General features: G+C 69.4%; 16 protein-coding genes. 6 read left to right on the top strand and 10 right to left on the bottom strand.

Annotated features, from left to right (window positions below; genetic code table 11):
- Positions 1-4: 4 nt before the first annotated feature.
- The 3 genes from Q9R19_RS00260 to Q9R19_RS00250 all read right to left on the bottom strand — a co-directional run bounded on the left by Q9R19_RS00260 (position 5) and on the right by Q9R19_RS00250 (position 3,339).
- On the bottom strand, positions 5-895 hold the full coding sequence (locus Q9R19_RS00260) for a carbohydrate ABC transporter permease (RefSeq protein ID WP_311254353.1): 891 nt from the start codon (positions 893-895) through the stop codon (positions 5-7).
- On the bottom strand, positions 892-1,932 hold the full coding sequence (locus tag Q9R19_RS00255; RefSeq protein WP_311254352.1) for a sugar ABC transporter permease: 1,041 nt from the start codon (positions 1,930-1,932) through the stop codon (positions 892-894). Before Q9R19_RS00255 ends, Q9R19_RS00260 begins: the two co-directional genes overlap by 4 nt.
- A 93-nt stretch (positions 1,933-2,025) precedes the next feature.
- Positions 2,026-3,339 (bottom strand): ABC transporter substrate-binding protein, encoded by a 1,314-nt coding sequence (locus Q9R19_RS00250; RefSeq protein ID WP_311254351.1) that lies wholly within the window; start codon positions 3,337-3,339, stop codon positions 2,026-2,028.
- A gap of 145 nt (positions 3,340-3,484) precedes the next feature.
- Between Q9R19_RS00250 and Q9R19_RS00245 the strand changes: the two genes are divergently transcribed.
- The 3 genes from Q9R19_RS00245 to purQ are packed head-to-tail and all read left to right on the top strand — an operon-like array spanning position 3,485 to position 5,040.
- Positions 3,485-4,018 (top strand): adenine phosphoribosyltransferase, encoded by a 534-nt coding sequence (locus tag Q9R19_RS00245; RefSeq protein WP_311254350.1) that lies wholly within the window; start codon positions 3,485-3,487, stop codon positions 4,016-4,018.
- Between the two features lie 54 nt (positions 4,019-4,072).
- Positions 4,073-4,336, top strand: a complete 264-nt coding sequence (gene purS, locus Q9R19_RS00240; protein ID WP_311254349.1) for a phosphoribosylformylglycinamidine synthase subunit PurS — start codon at positions 4,073-4,075, stop codon at positions 4,334-4,336.
- The gene (gene purQ, locus Q9R19_RS00235) at positions 4,333-5,040 is read left to right on the top strand and encodes a phosphoribosylformylglycinamidine synthase subunit PurQ (RefSeq protein ID WP_311254348.1); all 708 of its coding nucleotides are present in this window, start codon (positions 4,333-4,335) and stop codon (positions 5,038-5,040) included. Before purS ends, purQ begins: the two co-directional genes overlap by 4 nt.
- 142 nt (positions 5,041-5,182) lie before the next feature.
- On the opposite strand, the gene Q9R19_RS00230 is transcribed toward purQ, so the two are convergent.
- Entirely contained in the window at positions 5,183-5,614 is a 432-nt protein-coding gene (locus Q9R19_RS00230) for a DUF1761 domain-containing protein (protein WP_311254347.1), read from the bottom strand.
- Positions 5,615-5,768: 154 nt separating this feature from the next.
- Between Q9R19_RS00230 and Q9R19_RS00225 the strand changes: the two genes are divergently transcribed.
- The 3 genes from Q9R19_RS00225 to Q9R19_RS00215 all read left to right on the top strand — a co-directional run bounded on the left by Q9R19_RS00225 (position 5,769) and on the right by Q9R19_RS00215 (position 9,537).
- On the top strand, positions 5,769-6,701 hold the full coding sequence (locus tag Q9R19_RS00225; protein WP_311254346.1) for a 2-hydroxyacid dehydrogenase: 933 nt from the start codon (positions 5,769-5,771) through the stop codon (positions 6,699-6,701).
- Positions 6,702-6,844: 143 nt separating this feature from the next.
- Positions 6,845-8,506: an alpha-amylase family glycosyl hydrolase gene (locus Q9R19_RS00220; RefSeq protein WP_311254345.1), complete on the top strand. Its 1,662-nt coding sequence runs from the start codon at positions 6,845-6,847 to the stop codon at positions 8,504-8,506.
- A gap of 8 nt (positions 8,507-8,514) precedes the next feature.
- Entirely contained in the window at positions 8,515-9,537 is a 1,023-nt protein-coding gene (locus Q9R19_RS00215; protein WP_311254344.1) for a LacI family DNA-binding transcriptional regulator, read from the top strand.
- Here Q9R19_RS00215 and Q9R19_RS00210 read toward each other — a convergent pair.
- The 6 genes from Q9R19_RS00210 to Q9R19_RS00185 all read right to left on the bottom strand — a co-directional run bounded on the left by Q9R19_RS00210 (position 9,524) and on the right by Q9R19_RS00185 (position 17,360).
- Positions 9,524-11,776 (bottom strand): glycoside hydrolase family 3 N-terminal domain-containing protein, encoded by a 2,253-nt coding sequence (locus Q9R19_RS00210; protein ID WP_396653433.1) that lies wholly within the window; start codon positions 11,774-11,776, stop codon positions 9,524-9,526. The genes Q9R19_RS00215 and Q9R19_RS00210 overlap by 14 nt on opposite strands.
- The gene (locus tag Q9R19_RS00205; RefSeq protein ID WP_311254343.1) at positions 11,773-12,840 is read right to left on the bottom strand and encodes an ABC transporter permease; all 1,068 of its coding nucleotides are present in this window, start codon (positions 12,838-12,840) and stop codon (positions 11,773-11,775) included. Before Q9R19_RS00205 ends, Q9R19_RS00210 begins: the two co-directional genes overlap by 4 nt.
- A gap of 3 nt (positions 12,841-12,843) precedes the next feature.
- The gene (locus tag Q9R19_RS00200; RefSeq protein WP_311254342.1) at positions 12,844-13,929 is read right to left on the bottom strand and encodes an ABC transporter permease; all 1,086 of its coding nucleotides are present in this window, start codon (positions 13,927-13,929) and stop codon (positions 12,844-12,846) included.
- On the bottom strand, positions 13,926-14,759 hold the full coding sequence (locus Q9R19_RS00195) for an ATP-binding cassette domain-containing protein (RefSeq protein ID WP_311254341.1): 834 nt from the start codon (positions 14,757-14,759) through the stop codon (positions 13,926-13,928). Before Q9R19_RS00195 ends, Q9R19_RS00200 begins: the two co-directional genes overlap by 4 nt.
- Positions 14,756-15,580 (bottom strand): ABC transporter ATP-binding protein, encoded by an 825-nt coding sequence (locus tag Q9R19_RS00190; protein ID WP_311255828.1) that lies wholly within the window; start codon positions 15,578-15,580, stop codon positions 14,756-14,758. The genes Q9R19_RS00195 and Q9R19_RS00190 overlap by 4 nt, the downstream gene beginning before the upstream one ends.
- A gap of 115 nt (positions 15,581-15,695) precedes the next feature.
- Positions 15,696-17,360 (bottom strand): ABC transporter substrate-binding protein, encoded by a 1,665-nt coding sequence (locus Q9R19_RS00185; protein ID WP_311254340.1) that lies wholly within the window; start codon positions 17,358-17,360, stop codon positions 15,696-15,698.
- Positions 17,361-17,487 lie beyond the last annotated feature (127 nt).

The following is a 17,487-nucleotide window of genomic DNA, read 5'->3' as shown; positions in this document are numbered from 1 at the left end:
GAGCTCATCCTTTCACCGCGCCCGCCATGATGCCGCTGACCAGCTGCCTGCCCGCCACCACGAAGAGGATGAGCAGGGGCAGCGTCGCCAGCAGGGCACCGGTGAGCACGATCGAGTAGTCGACGTAGTATCCGGACTGCAGCTGGCTCAGTGCCGTCTGCAGAGTGGGGTTCTGCGGTGGCAGCACGATGAGAGGCCACAGGTAGTCAGTCCATGCTGTCATGAAAGTGAACAGTCCGAGGATCGCCATGGCCGGGCGCGCCGCGGGAATGCCCACCGTGAGGAAGGTGCGGAACTGGTTCGCGCCGTCCACCCTGGCGGCTTCGATGAGCTCGTCGGGGATGACGTCCACCAGGTACTGGCGCATGAAGAACACCCCGAACGCGGTCACCAGCGTGGGCACGATGACGGCCCCGACGGTGCCGGTCCAGCCGAGCTCGCGCATGACCATGAACAGCGGGATGATGCCCAGCTGCGTCGGGATCGCCATCGTCGCGATGACGAACACCATCAGTCCGTCGCGGCCCTTGAAGCGCAGCTTCGCGAAGGCGTAGCCGGCGAGCGTGGAGAACGTCACGACCGACAGCGTGATCACCGAGGAGATGAGCACGGAGTTGCCCAGCGCCAGCCAGAACGGGATCGCCTCGAAGACCTTGGCGGCGTTGCTCAGGAAGTTCCCGCCCGGGATCAGGGGCAGGGTCTCGCCGCGCGTGGCGTTGGTGCCGCTGGCGACGACGAGCGACCACCACAGCGGATAGACGCTGCCGATGATGAAGGCCGCGAGGAGTCCGTAGGTGAGGAATCCGGGGCGGCTGCCGATGCCCGCTGCACCGGCGGTGGCGCCGCGCCGGCGGCGGATGCGCTCGGGAACGCTGAGTGCCTGCGTGGCGCTCATCGGCTGACCTCCTGGTTCTTGCGGGCTCTGCGTCGGGCTGCTCGGCCGGCGGACGGACCGTCGCCGGTGGCGATGCGCCGGGAGATGAGGAAGTTGATCACGCCGATGCCGACGATGAGCACGAACAGCAGGATGGCGACGGCGGATGCCTCGCCCAGGTTGCGTCGGAAGAACGCCAGCTCCCACAGGAACAGCACGGTCGTCTGGAACTGGCGGTCGGAGCCGCCGACGCCGCCTGCGGTGGAGACGTCGAACAGCCGTGGCTCAGCGAAGATCTGCAGGCCGCCGATGGTCGCGGTGATGACGACGAAGATGAGCGTCGGCCGGATCGTGGGGATCGTGATCGAGAAGAACCGGCGCCCGGCGCCCGCGCCGTCCAGTGCCGCCGACTCGTACAGGTCGCGCGGCACCGCCTGCATGGCGGCGAGCAGGATGAGGGCGTTGTAGCCGGTCCAGCGGAAGTTCACCATGACGGCGATCGCGAGGTGCGACAGCAGCGTGTCGTGCTTCCACTCCTGGTCGGCGATGCCGACGAGGTTGAGCAGGTTGTTGACCAGGCCGTCGGCTTCGTTGAAGGCGCTGGAGAAGATGATCGCCACGGCCACCGGGGTCACGACGAACGGGATGAGCACGCTCATCCGCCAGAAGGTCGGTGCGCGCAGTCCCCGGTCGAGCAGATAGGCGATGAGCAGGGCGGCGGCCAGCTGCGGCACCGCCGAGAGCAGGAAGATGCTGATCGTGTTGCGGATGGAGTTCCAGAACATCCCGTCGCCGAGGATCTCCACGAAGTTGCCGACTCCGATGAAGTCGCCCTGGCCCTTCAGCAGATCCCAGTCGTGGACGGCCACCCACACCGTGTACAGCAGAGGGAAGAGCCCGACGAGGCCGAACAGCAGGAAGAACGGCGAGATGTAGAAGTACGGCGAGGCGTTCTGGTCGAACCGCGACAGCCGGTGGCGGCGGGGGCGGGATGCCGCGGCATCCCGTCCACTGCGCTCCGGGTCACGGCGCGTCGCGCGCGGTGCGGTGAGGGTCATGATCTCTTCCTCGAGTCGTGCGTCGGCATGCGGACGGGGCCCCCGGGTGGTCGGCCCGGAGACCCCGTTCGCGTGCTCAGGCGCGGGTCTGCGTCAGTCGACCAGCTCGCCCAGCAGCTTCAGCGCCTGCTCCCAGGCCCCGGCCGTGTCGGTCTCGCCGCGGTCGAGCGAGCTGAGTGCGGGTCCGAAGACGTTCTCCTGGATGACGGAGTCATCCGGCCCCTTGAACTGCGCGACGACGCCCTTCGCGCGCTCGGCGAGGATGGCGCCGGTGGGTGCGCCGTTGAAGAACTCGTTCGGGGTCGCGTCGGCTGCCAGCTTCTCCTGCGCCTTGATGGTGGAGGGGAAGTTGCCCGCCTCGGCGGACTGCTTCACCTGCTGCTCGGGCTGCGTCAGCCAGTCGGCGAGCTCCGCCGCGGCCTTCTTGTGCTCCGAGCTCTCCGGGATCGAGAGCCACGCGCCACCCCAGTTGGTCGCACCTCCCGGGAACACGTCGGCGAAGTCCCAGCCGGTGGAGGCGTCGCCGCCCCCGGCCTCGATCTGCCCCTGCACCACGCCCAGCATCCAGCCGGGGCAGACGAAGGTCGCGAACGTGCCGTCGACGAACGACTTGCCGCCGTTCCAGTCCCATGCCGACTGGGCGGCCGACTGCCCGCCCTCGGTGGCAGCGCCGAGCAGCTCGAAGCGCTCCTTCAGCTCGGCGTTGCCGTCGACGTTGAGCTCGCCGTCAGCGGTGTAGTAGCCCTCGTCGAGCTGGTTGACCATCGAGTTCCACACGAAGCCCGAGTGGTCGTACCAGGCCTTGCCGGTCTTGGCGGTGTAGTCGGCGCCGACCTCGAAGTAGTGCGCCCAGTCGCCCTCGAGCAGCTCGGCGACCGACTCGCGGTCGCTGGGCAGCCCCGCGGCCTCGAACGCGGCGCCGTTGTAGCAGATGCCGCTCGGTCCCACGTCGGTGCCGTAGCCGATCACGCGGCCGTCGGGGTCGGTGGCCTGGTTGTACTTCCAGTCGAGCCAATCGCCCTTGCGGTCCTCGATGCCGTAGTCGCGCAGATCGGTGAAGACGTCGGAGACCTCCATCACCGCGCCCAGCCAGCCCTCCTCGATGGCGACGATGTCGCTGAGGCCGCCGCCGGCGCCGATCTTGGTGAAGGCGTCGGTGCGGGCGTTGCCGCCGGTGTCGATGTTGGTCGCCTCGATCTTCACGTTCGGGTGCAGATCCATGTACTCCTTGTACAGGGCGTCGTAGCCGAAGGTGCCGAACGTGGTGATGGTCAGCGTGACGTCCTCGTCCGAGCCGGAGTCGTTGTCGGCTTCGGTCGGGCCGGCGGAGCAGCCGGCCAGCGCGAGTGCGGAGATGGATGCCGCGGCTGCTGCGGCGAGCATCCGTCGGCGGGTGGGTGTGTTCACAGTTCACTCCTTTGTGCGGTGGTGTTGCAGGTGTGTGCTCAGGTCTCGTGTGGGAGCGCTCCCACACGATTCCGGTCAGCGTATGGGAGCGCTCCCATCGCTGTCAAGTCCCCGGCGTGATCCACGCACCGAGTAGCCTTGTGCGGTGCCCTCCCGCGATCAGTCCCCCGCTCTCGTCCGCGCAGAATCGCTGATCCGCAGCATCCCGGATCATCCCGAGCCCGGCATCCTGTTCCGCGACATCACCCCGCTGCTGGCGGATGCCGAAGCGCTGCGCGTCACCACCGAGGCGCTCGTGGCGCCGTTCGCGGGCGCCTTCGACGTGGTCGCCGGCGTCGAGGCGCGCGGATTCATCCTGGCGGGGGCCGCCGCGATCACGGCCGGCGTCGGCTTCGTGCCGATCCGCAAGGCCGGCAAGCTGCCCCGGCCCGCGGCATCCGTCGACTACGACCTGGAGTACGGCACCGCCACGATCGAGATGCACGACGACCTGCCCGCCGGCACCCGCGTGCTGCTGATCGACGACGTGCTCGCCACCGGCGGCACGCTCGATGCCGGTCGTCAGGTGATCCGGAGCCTGGGCTACTCGCTCGCGGGCATCAGCGTGCTCTTCGAGATCGACGGCCTCGGCGGCCGCGACGTGATCGGCGACCTGCACACCGTCTTCCGCTCCGCCTGAGGCGGAGCGTCGCAGGATCCTCTCGGCGCCCGCTCTTCGCCTAGAATCGTGGCTATGCCCACCATCGTCGTCGACGTCATGCCCAAGGCCGAGCTGCTCGACCCGCAGGGGAAGGCCGTCTCCGGCGCCTTCACCCGCCTGGGTGTCGAGGGCTTCAGCCAGGTCCGCATCGGAAAGCGCTTCGAGCTCACCGTCGACGGGGAGGTCACCGACGCCGTGCTCGCCGAGGCCCGCCGGGTGGCCGAGGACGTGCTCTCCAATTCGGTGATCGAGGACGTCGTGGGCGTCTCGGTCGCCGGCGCCGAGGTGTCGCAGTGACCGTACGCATCGGGGTCATCACCTTCCCCGGTTCGCTCGACGATCGCGACGCGCAGCGCGCCGTCCGCATCGCCGGTGCCGAGCCGGTGGCGCTCTGGCACGGCTCGCACGACCTCGAGGGCGTCGACGCGCTGGTGCTGCCGGGCGGATTCAGCTACGGGGACTACCTGCGCTCCGGCGCGATCGCCGCGCTGTCGCCGATCATGGCCGAGGTCAAGGACGCCGCGGCATCCGGCATGCCGGTGCTCGGGATCTGCAACGGCTTCCAGATGCTCGTCGAAGCGCACCTGCTGCCCGGCGGGCTGATCCGCAACGATCACCAGCACTTCGTGCGCCGCGACCAGCGGCTCACCGTCGAGAACGCCTCCACCGCCTGGACCAGCGCCTTCACGCCGGGACAGGAGATCGTCATCCCGCTCAAGAACGGCGAGGGCGGCTACATCGCCGCGGACGACACTCTCGACCGGCTCGAGAGCGAGGGCCTGGTGGCGTTCCGCTACGCGGGAGTGAACCCGAACGGGTCGCTGCGCGACATCGCCGGCCTCACGAACGAGCGCGGCAACGTGGTCGGTCTGATGCCGCACCCCGAGCACGCCACCGAGCCCGGCTTCGGTCCCGACACCGCGGATGCCATGCGCTCCGGCGTCGACGGCCTGGGATTCTTCACGAGCGCCATCGCCGCGGTGGCGGCCGTCGCCGCGTAGCACCGCAGTCCGGGGCATCCGCTGGCAGGCATCCGCTGGCGGGAACGGATGCACGATCCGGGCACACCTGCACGACCAGACCATGCGATCGGCCGTGCAGGTGTTCCCAGGCCGTGCAAGTGTTCCCGAGCGACGTGCGCTGTCAGAGGCCGGCGGGCGGCCAGACGCCGATGACGACGGCCATCACCAGCACGGTGATGAGCTCGTGCGCGATGTTGAGCGTGGTCAGCTTCGTCGAGCGGCCCTCGAACGCGTCGTGGGTGATCAGGCGGGCCGCGGTGAACCCGGCCCACAGCGTGACCGCCGTGACGACGGCCGCCCAGAAGTAGGAGCCCTCGTAGAAGTGCCACGCGATCGACGAGGCACCGGCCAGCACCCAGGCGGTGATGAAGGTGACGATCACCGTCGTGATCAGCGGCCACAGCGGACCGCGCGCGGGCCGGTCCAGGTCGACGTTCGCCAGGCCCGCCCAGCGGGCGCCCATCACGCCGCGCGCGTACCAGACCGCGCCGACGATCATGCTGAATACGGTCGCGACCAGCACGGCCCAGTAGTTGATCTCCGGAACCGCCATGGGAGCCTCCTCGCTCTGATGCGCCCAGGCTACTCGGCCGTCCCCGTCGGCGGGGTACGGATTCGCGATATAGCATCGGGGGCCGGCATCCTTCGCGGTCCGACGCGTTCGCCCGCCGCCCGCGTCGAGGCCTGCACGGCGCTATCGTCGAAGCATGCCCCTGCTCGTCACCGTGCCCAACGACCGTCTCGCCGCGAACATCGGAGAGGTGCCGAAGGGTGTCGACCTGCGCGTCTGGGACATGGACTCGCCGGCGCCGGCCCAGAGGATCGACATCGTCGTGCCGCCGTACATGGGAGCGACCGGCTCGCTCGACGCGCTGCGCGGGCTCAGCGTGGGCCTCGTGCAGAGCCAGTCGATCGGCTACGACGGCGTCGATGAGCTGCTGCCGCCCGGGATGCCGTACGCGAACGCGGCCAGCGTGCACGAGGCCTCCACGGCCGAGCTGGCGGTGGGGCTGATGATCGCGGCGCAACGGCAGTTCCCGCGCTTCGCCGACGCGCAGCGCCGCGGCGAGTGGGCACCGGTCTTCGCCGAGAGCCTCGCCGACCGGAGGGTGCTGCTGGTCGGATTCGGTGGGGTCGGCAAGGCGATCGCGCAGCGCCTGGCACCGTTCGAGGTGCAGCTGACCGCAATCGCGAGCAGCGCGCGCACCGAGCGGGTCGACGGCGTGGGAGAGGTGGCCGTGCACGGCATCGACGAGCTGCCGGCGCTGCTCGCGGATGCCGAGATCGTGGGGCTCAGCCTGCCGGACACCCCCGAGACGCGCCACCTGTTCGACGCCGAGCTGATCGCGCACATGGCGCCGAACGCGCTGCTCGTCAACGTCGGGCGCGGACCGCTCGTCGACACCGACGCCCTCGTGAGGGCATTGACCGAGGGGCGCATCCGCGCAGCATCCGACGTCTTCGAGCCCGAGCCGCTGCCCGCCGGCCATCCGCTCTGGTCGGCACCGAACCTGCTCATCACCCCGCACGGCGGCGGCGCGTCCACCGCGATGAACCCGCGCATGGCGAAGCTGATCCGCACCCAGATCGAGCGGATGCTGGCGGGCGAGCCGCCCCTGAACGTCGTGATCCCCGGGTGACCACCTTCGTTCGAATCGCGCAAGTTGCTGCATTTCCGCCCGGGATACAGCAACTTGCGCGATTCGAAAGCGGTGCGGAACGGATCGAACCGATTCGATCCGCGCACTACCGCAACTGTAAACGCTTGCACTAGCCTGTTGGCATGGCACAGCTCGAGCAGATCGCATCCCCCGGCTCCGAATGGTGGCGCACCGCCGTCATCTATCAGATCTACCCGCGCTCGTTCGCGGACGCGTCCGGCGACGGCATCGGCGACCTGCCCGGCATCACCAGCCGGCTCGACGACCTGAAGAGCCTGGGCGTGGACGCGATCTGGCTGAGCCCGTTCATGACCAGCCCGCAGAAGGACGCAGGCTACGACGTCGCCGACTATCGCGATGTCGACCCGCTGTTCGGCACGCTCGCCGACTTCGACGAGATGCTGAACGCGGCGCACACCCGCGGCATCCGCGTGATCGTCGATCTCGTGCCGAACCACTCCAGCGATCAGCACATCTGGTTCCAGCAGGCGCTCAAGGCCGCCCCCGGCAGCCGCGAGCGCGCGCGCTACGTGTTCCGCGACGGCCGAGGCGAGCACGGTGAACTGCCCCCGAACAACTGGGAGAGCGTGTTCGGCGGCGGCATGTGGGAGCGCGTCACCGAGGCCGATGGAACGCCCGGCCAGTGGTACCTGCACATCTTCGACGCGAGCCAGCCCGACTTCGACTGGACCAACGAAGAGGTCAAGGAGGAGTTCCGCAGCATCCTGCGCTTCTGGCTCGACCGCGGCGTCGACGGCTTCCGCGTCGACGTGGCGCACGGCATGGTCAAGGAGGCAGGGCTCCCCGATTACGCCCCGGTGGCGGACGCCGACTCGATGGGCGGCGGCGAGTCGAATGTGCCGTACTGGGGTCAGGACGGCGTGCACGACATCTACCGCGACTGGCACAAGGTGCTCGCCGAGTACGACGGCGACCGCGCCCTGTGCGGCGAGGCCTGGTTGCCGACGCTGGAGAAGACCGCGCTCTGGGTGCGTCCGGACGAGATGCATCAGACCTTCAATTTCCCCTATCTGATGACGCCATGGGATGCCGAGGCGCTGCGCAACGTCATCCGCGAATCCCTCGACGCATTCGGCGCCGTCGGCGCACCGAGCACGTGGGTGCTGTCGAACCACGACGTGATCCGGCACGCCTCGCGCCTGGCGCTGACCGCCGACAGCCCGCAGGGCGAGGGCATCGGGCCGAAGTCGAAGGGCAAGCCCGATCCCGTGATCGGTCTCTCCCGCGGCCGCGCCGCGACCACCGTGATGCTCGCGCTGCCCGGCTCGGCGTATGTCTACCAGGGCGAGGAGCTGGGCCTTCCCGAGGCGATGGAGATCCCCGACGAGTTCCGTCAGGACCCGACCTGGTTCCGCACGAACGGCGAGCGCTACGGCCGTGACGGCTGCCGCGTGCCGCTGCCGTGGACTTCCGAGGGGAAGGCGTTCGGCTTCAACGACACGGGCGCGTCCTGGCTGCCGCAGCCGGCCGACTGGGCGACGTTCGCCCGCGATGCCGAGGAGGGCGACGAGACCTCGACGCTGAACCTGTACAAGACGCTGCTGGCCGAGCGTCGCACGCGCTCGCTGGGCACCGGTTCGCTGGTGTGGGATGACGTGGATGCCGACGCCGTGGCCTTCCATCGCGGCGACCTGCACGTGGTGGCGAACCTGGGCGAGAAGCCGATCGAGCTGGGCGACGATGTGACGTTCGTGGTCCGGTCCGAGCCGTTCGCCGGCACCGCCCTTCCCCCGAACACCGCCGCCTGGTTCACCCGCCCCTGACGCCCGACATGGTGAGCATCGACGAAGTCGCCAGGCTCGCGGGCGTCTCGACGGCGACCGTGTCGCGGGCGCTCAGCGGGCGCGGGCACGTGTCGCCGGCATCCCGCGAGCGCGTGCACAGCGCGGCAGAGAGCCTCGGCTACGTCGTGTCGTCGCGGGCGTCGAGCCTGGCATCCGGTCGCACCCGCAACGTCGGGGTGATCGTGCCGTACCTGGACCGCTGGTTCTTCAGCACGGTGCTCTCCGGTGCGACGAGCGCGCTCATGCGCGCCGGCTACGACATCACCCTCTACAACATCACCGCCGACGCGGCGGTGCGGCACGAGGTCTTCTCGACGTTCCTGCGCCGTCAGCGGGTGGATGCCGTCGTCGCGGTCTCGATCGAGCTCGACGCGGACGAGACCGGGCAGCTGCTGGACCTGGGCCTGCCGGTGATCGCCATCGGCGGGCCCAACCCGCGCCTGCGCACCCTCACCGTGGACGACACGGCCGTCGCGCGTCTGGCCACCGAGCACCTGCTCGCGCTCGGCCATCACGACATCGCGCACATCGGCGCGAGCCCCGAGTTCGACATGGACTTCCACATCCCGACCCAGCGCCGGCTCGGCTTCGAGCAGGCGCTGGCGGATGCCGGTATCGCACCGAACCCGGCCTTCCTGGAGCCGGCCGACTTCACCGTCGACGGCGGCTTCCGCGCGGCCAAGCAGCTGCTGGGCAGACCCGGGCCGCGCCCGACCGCGATCTTCGCCGCATCCGATGAGATGGCGATCGGCGCGATCCTCGCCGCGCGCGACCTCGGCTTCCGGGTGCCGCAGGATCTCTCGATCGTCGGCATCGACGGGCACGAGCTCGGCGAGTTCTTCCAGCTGACCACGGTCGACCAGTTCCCGCTGGGGCAGGGCGAGCGCGCCGCCCGCGCGATCCTCGCCCAGCTGGAAGGCACGGATGCCGCACCCGGCGGCGACCTGCCCTATGAGCTCATCGTGCGCGGCACCACCGCGCGACGGCGGGTCGGCGTCACGTCACCGTGAACTCCGCGGCCAGCAGATCCTCCTCGCGCGAGGACGGCCCGACCAGCAGCGTGAACGCCCCCGGCTCGACGACCCGGTTCCCGCGCGCGTCCACGATCGTGCACTCGCTCACGGGCAGCTCCACGCGCACCTGAACGGATTCGCCGGGCTGCACGGCCACCTGCCGGTACGTCTTCAGCTCGCGCACGGCCCAGCTGACCGAGGTGACCTCGTCGCGCACGTACACCTGCACCGTCTCGACGGCCGGGCGTTCGCCCGTGTTCGTCAGGGTGACGGATGCCGAGATGACGCCGTCCGCGCCCAGCGACGTCGACTCCAGCGTCAGCTGCGAGTAGTCGACACTGGTGTACGACAGCCCCTGCCCGAACGCCCACGCGGGCGACTGGGTGAGGTCGGCGTAGCGGTCGCCGTGCTGACCGCGGATCTGGTTGTAGTACGTCGGCTGCTGGCCGGCGTGGCGGGCGAACGAGATCGGCAGCCGGCCGGACGGCTCGATGGCGCCGGTGATGAGCTCGGCGATCGCTCGCCCGCCCCGCATGCCAGGGCTGGCCGCCCAGATCACGGCGGCGGCGCGCCGGACGGATGCCGGCAGCACCAGCGGCTTGGATGCCATCAGCACGACGATCACCGGCGTACCGGTCTCGATCAGGGCATCCAGCAGCGCGATCTGGCCGCCGATCAGCTCGAGCGTCGCGGTGGAGCGGCCCTCGCCGTACAGCCCGCGCGCGTCGCCGACGACGGCGACGACGGCATCCGCATCCCGGGCCGCGGCGACCGCTTCGGCGATCTGCGCCTCGTCGGCGGGCACCGGCCGCACCACCGGCGGGCGCGGCTGGCCGTCGGGCCAGGTGGCGCCGGCGGGGTCGGGCTCGAGTGTGAGGATGTCGGCGCCGCGCGCGTGCACGATCTCGAACGGGGCGATCTCGCGCATGCCGTCCAGCACGGTGGTGATCATCTCGCGCGGCTGCCCGTCGAGCCAGCCCGCCTGACCGGATCCGCCGGCCCAGTCGCCGAGCTGCTCCTGTGCATCGTCCGCCAGCGGTCCGACCACGGCGATCCGGCGAGCAGCACCAGGCGCAGACGAGAGGGGAAGCGTGCCGTCGTTCTCCAGCAGCACGAGCGAGCGCCGCGCCACCTCGAGGTTCAGCTCGGCGTGCGCGGCCTGCCCCACGACCCCCGACAGTCCTGCGTCCGGCAGGCGCGGGTCCTCGAACAGCCCGAGCTCGAACTTGAGAGTGAGGATGCGGCTCACGGCCGGGTCGAAGTCGCCGGATGCCAGCATCCCGCGCTCCACGGCCTCCAGCGCCCCCTCGAAGAACTGAGGCGTGGTCATGACCATGTCGTTGCCGGCCTTCACGGCCGCTGCCGCGGCGTGCGCGAAGTCGGGCTGCACGTGCTGCTCCCACACCATCCGGCCGACGTTGTCCCAGTCGGTGATCAGGGTGCCGGTGTAGCCCCACTCGTCGCGCAGCACGTCGCTGAGCAGCCAGTCGTTGACGGTGATCGGCACGCCGTCGGTGCTCTGGTAGCCGAGCATGAACGTGCGGCAGCCTTCGCGCGCGACCCGCTCGAACGGCGGCAGGAACCACGAGCGCAGCTTGCGGCGCGAGATGTCGGCCTCGCTGGCATCCCGCCCGCCCTGCGTCTCGGAGTAGCCGGCGAAGTGCTTCGCCGTGGCGAGGATCGCGGTGCGGTCGGTGAGTCCGGAGCCCTGGTACCCCCGCACCATCGCAGAGGCGAGCTCGCCGATCAGGTGCGGGTCCTCGCCGAACGTCTCATTCACCCGGCCCCAGCGCAGGTCGCGGGCGATGCACAGCACCGGCGAGAAGGTCCAGTGGATGCCGGTGGCCGCCACCTCGACGGCGGTGGCGCGCGCCACCCGCTCGACCAGCTCCGCATCCCACGATGCCGCCATGCCGAGCTGCGTCGGGTAGATGGTCGCACCCGGCCAGAACGAGTGCCCGTGGATGCAGTCCTCGCCCACCAGCAGCGGGATCCGCAGCCGGGTCCGCGCGGTGAGCTCGTTCGCCTGCAGGATGCGCTCCGGCGACGTGTGCAGGATGGAGCCGACGTTGCGGCGGAGCACGTGGTCGGCGAGATCGTCACGGGCGTCGAGCTGCAGCATCTGCCCGATCTTCTCGGGCACGGTCATGCGCGAGAGCAGGTCGGCGACGCGATCGGGGATGGGGAGGGACGCGTCCTGGTAGGGCGCGCGGGTCAGGGAGGCGGGAATGCTCAACGTGCTGGTTCCTTCAGGTCGTTCTCGTGCGGCTGCGGCGCGCTCGCGGCGCGCACGACGGATGCCAGGTCGGGTCGCACCACGGTGACGGCATCGTTCACGTCGAGCCCCTTCTTCTTCATCGCGCGGGCGCGCTCTCCGGCCGACCGCAGCCGCGGGTTGACGTACTCGTCGATGCCGAAGTTGATCAGCGCGAGCGCGACGCCGATGAAGGCGATGCAGAGGCCCGGCGGCAGATACCACCACCACTGGTTCTGCCGGAAGGCGCCCTGCGCCGAGGCCCAGTTCAGGATGGTTCCCCAGTTGTAGGTGGTCACCGGGATGACGCCGATGTACGACAGGGTCGTGAGGGTGAGGATGGCCGCCGTCACCGTGCCGACGAAGCTCGCGGCGATCAGCGCCATCAGGTTCGGCAGCATCTCGACCGTGATGATGCGGCGCAGCGGCTCGCCGTTGGCACGGGCCGCCTGGATGAAGTCGCGGTTGCGCAGCGACATGGTCTGCGCGCGCAGCACGCGCCCTCCCCAGGCCCACCCGGTGATCCCCAGCACGGCGGCCACCAGCCACAGCGGCGGGTCCTCGAACATCGAGGCGACGATGATGATCAGCGGCAGTCCCGGGATCACCAGGAACACGTTCGTCAGCGCCGAAAGCGACTCGCTGCGCCAGCCCGTCACGTAGCCGGCGACCACGCCGACGGTGATGGCGATGACGGTGGCGATGATCGCGGCCAGGAAGCCGACCACGATGATGCCGCGGGTGCCGTGGATCACCTGGCTCAGCACGTCCTCGCCGATGTGGGTGGTCCCCAGCCAGTGGGCGGCCGACGGCGCCTGGAAGCGCGCGGTGTTGTCGACCTTGGTGGGCGGATACGGGGCGATCACGTCGGCGAAGAGCGCGATGAGCACGAAGAAGCCGAGGATCGCGAGCCCCACGATCGACTTGCCGTTGCGGAACATCGCGAAGGCCGACACGATCCGGGTCCAGAACGACGCCTGGCGCGGCTCGTCGAGCTGCGCGGCGGTGCGCACGGCGAGAGTGGAGTTCTCAGCGGGAGTGGTCATGGCTCAGGCCTCCGTCTGACGGGTGCGCGGGTCGAGGAACGCGTAGACGAGGTCGGCAAGCAGGTTCGCGATCAGCACCGACAGGGTGATCACGAGGAACACGCCCTGCATCAGCGCGTAGTCCTTGGCGTTGGTGGCGTCCAGCAGCAGCTTTCCGACGCCCGGGTAGCTGAAGACCATCTCCATCACGATCGTGCCGCCGACGATGAAGCCGATCGACAGCGCGAAGCTCTGGATCTGCGGCAGCACCGCGTTGCGGGCGGCGTAGCCCCACAGCACGCGCCGGTTCGGCATCCCCTTGGCCTGCGCGACCATGATGTAGTCCTCGTCGAGCACGGTGAGCATCATGTTGCGCATGCCCAGCGTCCACCCGCCGAGCGAGGCGATCACGATCGTCAGCGCCGGCAGCGTGCCGTGATGGATCACCTGCCCGATGAACTCGAGGGTCCATTCCGGCCGCACGCCCACGCCGTACGCCTTGCCGATCGGGAACCACTTGAGGTTGACCGAGAAGGCCGCGATGGCCAGCAGCCCCAGCCAGAAGTACGGGATCGTGCTGAGGAACGTGGTCACGGGCACGAGCGCGTCGAGACGGCTGCCGCGGCGCCATCCCACGAACGCGCCGCCGATGGTGCCGATCGCGAACGAGACGATCGTCGCGAAGCCGACCAGACCGACCGTCCACGGCAGCGCCTGGCCGATCACCTCGGTGACCGGGCGCATGCCGTGCAGCAGCGAGATGCCCAGGTCGCCGCGCAGCATGAGACCCCAGTAGTCGAAGTACTGCTGGATCAGCGTCTTGTCGGTGTCGAGTCCGAGCAGCGCGCGCAGCGCGTCGGCCGCCTCCGGAGAGACGTTGCGGTTGCGCGCCAGGTACTGGTCGACCGCGTCGCCCTTCATCATGCGGGGCAGGAAGAAGTTGATCGTGATCGCCGCCCACAGCGTGAACAGGTAGAACACGGCGCGGTTGATCAGGAAGCGCCACGGCACCCGCGAGCGTCCCTGCGCGGTGGTCGCCGTGGTGCCGACCTCGAGGGCGTCGGCGCGCACGGCGTCGGTGTCGGCGAGCTGCGGTTCGACGGCGGTCATCGGGAGCCTCCTGCCGTGGTCGCATCCTTCGACGTGTCGCTTCGCTCCTTGCTCAGGAACCAGGTCTCGGGATCGGGGGATGCCGCCCTGAGCTCGCGCGTGTACGGGTTCTGCGGGTTCAGGATGACGTCGTCGGCCGGGCCCTGCTCGACGATGCGGCCCTGGTTGAGCACGATGATCTCGTCGCTGAAGTGCCGGGCGGTGGCCAGGTCGTGGGTGATGTAGAGCACGCCGAGGCCCTCTTCGCGCTGCAGGTCGGCGAGCAAGTTCAGCACGCCGAGGCGTATGGAGACGTCGAGCATCGAGACCGGCTCGTCGGCGACGAGCAGGCGCGGGCGGGATGCCAGGGCGCGGGCGATCGCGACGCGCTGGCGCTGCCCGCCGGACAGCTCGTGCGGGCGGCGGTCGATCACGGCATCCGGGATCAGCCGCACCCGCTCCAGCAGCCGGCGCACCTCGCGCTCGGTCTCCTTCTTCGGCACGACGTCGTCCAGCCGCAGCGGGCGCTCGAGGTGGTACCGGATGGAGTGGTACGGGTTCAGCGAGGCGAACGGGTCCTGGAACACCATGCGCAGCTGCTGACGGTAGTCGCGCAGGCCGCGGCCGCGCCGCGGGATGGGAGCGCCGTCGAGGCGGATCTCGCCGCTGGTGGGCGTCTCGAGCTGCGTGAGGATCTTCGCGATGGTCGACTTGCCGCTGCCCGACTGGCCGACCAGGCCGACCGTGCGCCCGGACTCGAGGGTGAACGAGACGTCGTCCAGGGCCTTCATGCGGCCGGCGCCGCGGACGTTGTAGATCTTGCTGACGCGATCGAATTCGAGGATGCTCATCGCACCACCACTCCTCTCTCGCCGGTGAGGCGGGGGAAGGACTCCAGGAGTCGCCGGGTGTACTCGTGCTGCGGGTCGTTCCAGATGCCCTCCGCGGTCTGCAGCTCGACGATCTCGCCCTCGCGCATGATGGCGATGCGGTCGCTGATCTCCAGCAGCAGCGGCAGGTCGTGGGTGATGAAGATCACCGAGAAGCCGAACTCGTGACGCAGCTGCGAGATCTGGCGCAGGATCTCACGCTGCACGAGCACGTCGAGCGCGGTGGTCGGCTCGTCCATCACCATCAGCTGGGGGCGCAGCGCCAGTGCCATCGCGATCATCACGCGCTGGCGCATGCCGCCGGAGAGCTCGTGCGGGAAGGAGCGGATGCGGTCGCGCCCCACCTTCACGATCTCCAGCAGCTCCTCGACCTCGGCACGGCGCTGCCTGCGCGTCATCTCGGGACGGTGCACCTCGAAGACGTCGGCGAGCTGCGAGCCGATCGTGGCCACCGGGTTCAGGGCGTTCATCGCGCCCTGGAACACCATCGAGATCTTGTCCCAGCGGAATCGCCGCATCTTCTCGGCGTCCAGCGCGTTGATGTCGATGGTCTCGCCGGACGCGTCGTGGAACTCGACGCTGCCGCCGGTGATGACCGCCGGCGCCTTGAGCAGGCGCTGCACGCCGTACGCGAGCGTGGTCTTGCCGCATCCGCTCTCGCCGGCGAGGCCGAGGATCTCGCCGCGCTGCAGCTCGAGGGTGACGTTCTTGACGGCCGCCACCGGCGGGTCGACGTCGTAGACGACCGAGAAGTCGCGCACGGACAGCAGCGGGTCGGTCAGCTGCGGTTCGGTCAGCAGGGGTTCTGGCATGGTTTCGCTTTCAGGCCGGGACGGATGCCGAGGGCAGGGGTGGTGGTGCTCTGCGCGGGACGCCTCGCAGAGCACCACCCTGTCATCAGTTCGCCGGCTTCAGCTTCGTCAGGATCTGCACGATACCCGGCTGCGTCGGGTCACCCGAGGCGTACTGGTCGTCCTCCGACGGCCAGCCCACGTAGTTGCGGGTGTTGAACTCGCCCAGCAGCGGGTGGGCGCCCAGCGGGATGGCGGGCACGTTCTCGGCGAACGCCTTCTGCATCACGGCGACGGCCGCCTGGCGGTCGTCGTCCGTCGAGGCGTTGGCGTAGGTGTGCAGCGCCTCGGTGACGGCGGGGTCGTCGAAGCGGCCGAAGTTGTACTGGGCCTTGCCGTCGACGATCCACTTCGGGTCCATCGTCGAGGTGTACAGGCCGTACGCGTTGCCGGTGTCCTCGAGCCAGTGGATGATCGCCTGGAACGTGCCCTCCTGGCGTGCGGCGTCCCAGCCGCCCCAGTCGGGCTGGTCGACCTTGACCTCGATGCCGAGCTGCTCGTTCAGCTCCTCGGCGATCAGCGCCTGCTCGGTGTTCCAGTCGCTCCAGCCGGCGGGAACCGAGATCGAGAACGAGACGGCCTCGCCATCGGGGTCGACGAGCTTCTCGTCCTTCCAGGTGTAGCCGGCGTCGGTGAGGATCTGCTTGGCCTTGTCGACGTCGACCTTGTAGTTCTCGTCCTTGTACTCGGGGATGATCTCGTCCGAGAGCAGCTCGCCCAGGCCCGTGACGTTCCAGACCTCGTCGCTCGCGCCCTCGCGGGCGATGTCGACGTAGGCGCTGCGGTCGATGGTCCAGGCCAGCGCCTGGCGCAGGGCCAGGTCGTTGAACGGCTTGGTCTGCAGGTTCATGAACAGCGTGCCCGCGCCCGCGGTCGGCGAGACGAGGAACTGGTTGTGCTCGTCGGCGGCCAGGTAGCTGTCCTGGATCTGCGGGATGAACGCCTGCGCCCAGTCGGCCTCGCCCGAGACCAGGGCCGTAGTGAGGGCGGCGTTGTCGCCGTACGAGACGTAGTGCAGCTCGGGCACGGACAGGTCGCCGCCCCAGTAGTTCTCGTTCGCCGTGAGGGTGACCGACTCGGTCGACCAGTTGTCGAGCACGTAGGGTCCGGTGCCCACGGCGAGGCCCTCGCCGGTGAGCGGGTCGGTGTTCGGGTCCTCGATGCCCTCCCAGATGTGCTTCGGGACGATCGGGGTGTGCAGCACGCGCGCCTGGGCGGTGTACTTCGAGTCAGCGAACTTCAGGGTGACCTTGTCGCCGTCGACCGTGGCGCCCTCGTACTTCAGACCGGAGGTGTCGCTGAGCTTGCCGTTCTTGAACTGGTCGAAGGTGAAGACGATGTCGTCGGCCGTGAAGTCCTCGCCGTCGCTCCACTTCACGCCGCTGCGGGGCACGACGGTGAGCTCGGTGTAGTCGTCGTTCCACTCCACCGATTCGGCCAGCCACGGGGTGGTGCCCAGATCGCCGGTCGGGTTGACGAGGGCGAGGGGCTCGAAGATGACCTTGGCGTAGCCGTACTTCGATGCCGACGAGTCGCCGAGGAACGGGTTGTGCGACTCGGTCGTGATGGCGCCGTCGGGCTTGGCGATGGTGAGGGCGGCGCCGGGGGCTCCGGCGTCCGGCTTGTCGTCGGATGCCGGGGCGCACCCGGCCAGCGCGCCGACACCGAGGGCTGCGATCGCGGTGAACGCGAGTACTGATCTGAGCTTCATTGCTTCTCCTAGGGCACTGGTCTTCGTGTCAGGGGGACGTGAGCGGCTTCGCTCGGATGTTACGTTCGCTTACTCGTGAGAAAGTGAACTCTGAGCAGATTACCTACTGGTCAGTAAGCTTGCAAGC

The organism is Microbacterium sp. ARD32, from assembly GCF_031844385.1.
Taxonomy (GTDB): Bacteria; Actinomycetota; Actinomycetes; order Actinomycetales; family Microbacteriaceae; genus Microbacterium.
Note: the sequence above shows the minus strand (reverse complement) of the source record. Positions and strands in the feature narration are given on the sequence as shown.